Origin of the sequence: Halothiobacillus sp., from assembly GCF_027346185.1 — a bacterium.
Classification (GTDB): domain Bacteria; phylum Pseudomonadota; class Gammaproteobacteria; order Halothiobacillales; family Halothiobacillaceae; genus Halothiobacillus.
In genome coordinates this window covers 1-4,105 of record NZ_DAIESY010000019.1, presented here as the reverse complement: position 1 = coordinate 4,105, position 4,105 = coordinate 1, and the positions used below count along the sequence as shown (strand labels likewise).

Genomic DNA, 4,105 nt, shown 5'->3' with positions numbered 1-4,105 from the left:
GCGCAAACCTTCGGCTCCCGTCACCGACGGGGCGTTCCCCGCTTCCCCTAATAAAAACTGCCGTGCCAACCAGGCGAAGGCAGCACACTCGACGCATTGCGGATCGATGCCGAAGAGGTCGCTGGTTTCGACCCGCGTTCCTGCGCGGATGTTTTGTACTGACTCTTGAATCAGGCTGGTGAGGAATCTGTTTCTAGCACCGCCCCCCGCCAGGATGACTAATGAATCAGTAGAGGCCGTGAGCCAAGGGCGCAGGGATTCGGCGATGGTTTGTGCTGTCAGTGCGGCCAGTGTGGCCTGAATGTCTTCGGCTGGCAGTGTGTCCAGCTGATGTTCGGCCCGTGCGCGAAGCCAGTCGAGATTGAACAATTCAATTCCTGTTGATTTGGGGGGTGCCTGCTGAAAAAACGGCTCTTTCAGCAAATGTTGCAGCAGGTCTTCGTTCAGCTTGCCAGTTGCTGCCCACTGGCCATTTTCGTCGTAATCAAGTCCGTGTTGCAGTTTGATCCACGCATCCATTAGTGTGTTGGCCGGACCGGTATCGAAGCCGAATAACGGCGTATCCGGGGCCATCACGGCGATATTGCCAATCCCCCCCAGATTGACCGTGATGAGTACGTTGTTTTGACCTTCCTTTGCGCCAAAAAGAGCCAGGTGTGCCGGAGGAACCAGCGGAGCACCCTGGCCGCCTGCCGCCATATCCCGACGTCGGAAGTCAGCTACGACGGCAATTCCGGTCCGCTCGGCGATTATGTTTGGATCGCCAATCTGCAGCGTAAAAGAGGGTGTCGATGCCGGGCGGTGGCGCACAGTTTGTCCGTGGCTGCCTATCGCAACGACATCACTGGCTTGGATACGGTGCTTCGACAGCAAAGCCAGAACGCACTCGCCGAAGCGTTCAGCCATCTGAGCGTCCAATTGCCCAAGGAAATCGATGGCATCGATATGCTCGGGTGTTTTACCAAGTGCCAGTGCGCGCATGTCCTTTGTCAAATCACCTAGGTCGAGTGTTTGGTGGGCGACAACCCGTGCAGGTTGGCCGGAAAAATCCACAGCACAGGCGTCGATACCATCCATGCTGGTACCCGATATCACACCAATGAATATCCCTTTTTCTGCGCGCGCGGCTAGGTCAAAGAAGGGAGACATTGGAACTAGTCCGCCGTGGCTGTGATGGTATTTGTTACAGTTCGTGACGCCTGACGCTCATCCTTGACCATTAAATCCAAGGCGGACTGTGTCTGGGCGAGGAAATCCTGGCGGTATTTTGAGGGAATAGGGTTGGCTTCGGGTAGTTTGGCTACCAGTGGGTCGGTGTATACGCCATTGACATGGAACTCATAATGCAGATGCGGACCGGTTGCATCTCCAGTCATCCCGACATAGCCGATGGTCTCGCCCATATCGACGTGGCTACCTCGTTTTATCTGGTTATTGAAACGGGACATGTGACCGTAAACCGTTTCGAAGCCGCCTTCATGCTTGATTTTAATCACCTTGCCGTAGCCGTGTTGCCAGCCAATGAACTCGATTTTTCCGTTACTGGCAGCTTGGATGGGGGTGCCTGTGGGGGCTGCAAAGTCAACGCCCTTATGCGCCTTAATCTTGTGGTAGAGGGGGTGCATTCGGTGCAGGTTGAATTTCGAGCTGATTCTTGAAAATGCGACCGGATAGCGCAGAAAGCCGCGCTCAAGGTTGGCTCCGTTGGGTTCGTAATAGCCGGTTTTTCCATTTGGGGCGGTATAGCGTACCGCCTGATATGTTTTGCCATTATTGACGAATTCCGCAGCGACGACCGCGCCGGTATCCACGCGCTTGCCGTTCACATACTTCGCTTCATATACGATCCGGAAGTGGTCGCCATTTTGGACGTCGTTGAGGAAGTTGATCTTCCAGCCGAATATCTCAGCCAACTCCATGACCATGCTCGCCGATAAGCCCGACTCAATCGCGGACTGGTACAGCGAGCTGTCGATCACGCCGCTGGCCGTCGTCAGCCGGGTTTCCATCGGCAGAACTATATTGTCCGCAGTGAATTGATCCTCGTCGTTCCGGCGGATGCTAAGGGTTTCGTTGGGGGCGATCTGATAGTTGATTGCCAGCAGTTGGTTGTCGGGGGTCAGCTCGAGGCTGATTTGGTCGCCCGGGCGCAGGTTTTTGAGTGGAGCGGCCTGGTCGCCAACTGCGATGACATCTGAAACAGCCTGATAGCCGAGGCCCAAACGAGAAAAGATTGTCGACAGGCTGTCGCCTGATTTCACCTGGACTTTGGTGGCAATGGGTTCGGCTGCGCCAGCGGTACTCTCAGATTCTGTCAAAGAGATGGCCTGATCGGACGTCTGGTCGTTTAATGGATCGTTTAACGAGTTGCTTATCGAGCTGAACAAGTGGTCAGATAAAAGATCGTTATTCAGGAAGGTATCGGCGGGTTCCGCGGGGGCGTTGGATACCAGTGCAGCGGTGGGTTCAGGGGAGATCGCAGTGGCGATGCTCAGGTCGATGCGTTGATCCAGTGCCGGATCAGTCGGAATCGAGATTTTGGCGATCACGATGCCCAGAGAGCCCACGCCAGCAATCAAGGCGCTGAGGCGAATCCAAGTGGCAACGCGAGATTTCTTCCGCGAAGATGCAAACAGGGGGCGTTGATCCATTGAGTCGGTATTCCATTCAGCATTATTAATATAAGCGGTTACCATACAAGGCTTGCCATGAGGTTTCAATTTAGTGAGAGAGGAATTGTGGACAATCGACTGACGATGGCGTTGGAAGAGATACGCCGTGGCGCTGAAGAGATTTTGTTGGAGCAGGACTTGGTCGAGCGACTAAAGTCCGGCCGTATGCTTCGAATCAAGGCGGGTTTTGACCCGACAGCCCCTGATTTGCACCTCGGGCACACGGTGTTGATTAACAAGCTGCGCCAATTCCAGCAGATGGGGCACCAGATTTTGTTTCTGATTGGCGACTTCACCGGGATGATCGGCGACCCGACGGGTAAAAGTGCGACCCGCCCGACGTTGACGCGGGAGCAGGTGCAGGAAAACGCTAAAACCTATCAGCGTCAGATATTCAAGATTCTGGACCCCGATAAAACAGAAATCGTGTTCAATTCGACCTGGATGGGAGCGATGACGGCGGCGGATCTGATTGAGCTGGCTAGTCGTCAAACAGTGGCGCGCATGTTGGAACGGGATGACTTTTCCAAGCGCTATGGCGCTCATCAGCCTATAGCCATCCATGAGTTCCTCTATCCTTTAGTGCAGGGATACGACTCGGTGGCGCTAAAAGCGGATGTCGAGCTAGGGGGTACCGACCAGAAGTTCAACCTGCTGATGGGGCGCGAGTTGCAGAAGCAATATGGCCAGCCGCAGCAGACAGTCATCACCATGCCGTTGCTCGAAGGGCTCGATGGGGTGCAGAAAATGTCCAAATCGCTGGGCAACTATATCGGAATCGAGGAGGCGCCCGATGAGCAGTTCGGCAAGCTGATGAAGATTTCCGATGAATTGATGTGGCGTTACTTCGATCTGCTCTCATTTCGCCCCTTGGTTGAGATCAAGAAGCTGCGCGAGGAAATGCAAACCGGGCGCAATCCACGGGATATCAAGTTCGAGTTGGCGATGGAGATCGTAGACCGATTCCATGGAGAAGGATCGGGTGCCGAGGCGAGAGAACGATTTATTGCCCGGTTCGCAAAATCCGAAATCCCTGACGATTTGCCCGAGCATGACTTGCCCGCAGGCCTTGGCGTGGCGCAAGCGTTGAAAGAGATTGGCATGGTGGCATCAACCTCCGAGGCGTTTCGTCACATGAAGGCGGGCGCAGTGCGCCTGGGTGGAGAAGTTGTCGACGACAAAGGGGCGGTTCTGGAGGCGGGCGAGCACATCATTCAGGTGGGCAAGCGCCGCATGGCGAAAATAAATGTGACAAATGTCACATCGGGGGCTTGACGGAAAGTATCAGGACTGTATAGTTCGCCTCCCTGCTGCGACGGCGTGGCGGGGCGGTCTGAGAGGGCCGGGCACTTAGAAAAATAAGTGTTGACGGGGTGAAAGCGTTGAGTATAATGCGCACCTCCTCGAAACGAGAGAAACAAACGAGACGAAAG

General features: G+C 54.8%; 3 protein-coding genes. 1 reads left to right on the top strand and 2 read right to left on the bottom strand.

Annotated features, from left to right (window positions below; genetic code table 11):
• The coding region (locus M7R55_RS01555; RefSeq protein WP_298217872.1) for an anhydro-N-acetylmuramic acid kinase at nt 1–1,149 on the bottom strand (1,149 nt) is incomplete at its 3' end.
• Between the two features lie 5 nt (nt 1,150–1,154).
• Complete coding sequence (locus tag M7R55_RS01550) at nt 1,155–2,720, bottom strand: peptidoglycan DD-metalloendopeptidase family protein (RefSeq protein WP_298217870.1); 1,566 nt, start codon at nt 2,718–2,720, stop codon at nt 1,155–1,157.
• Nucleotides 2,721–2,756: 36 nt separating this feature from the next.
• Here M7R55_RS01550 and tyrS point away from each other — a divergent pair, with 36 nt between their 5' ends.
• Nucleotides 2,757–3,947: a tyrosine--tRNA ligase gene (gene tyrS, locus M7R55_RS01545; protein ID WP_298217874.1), complete on the top strand. Its 1,191-nt coding sequence runs from the start codon at nt 2,757–2,759 to the stop codon at nt 3,945–3,947.
• Nucleotides 3,948–4,105 lie beyond the last annotated feature (158 nt).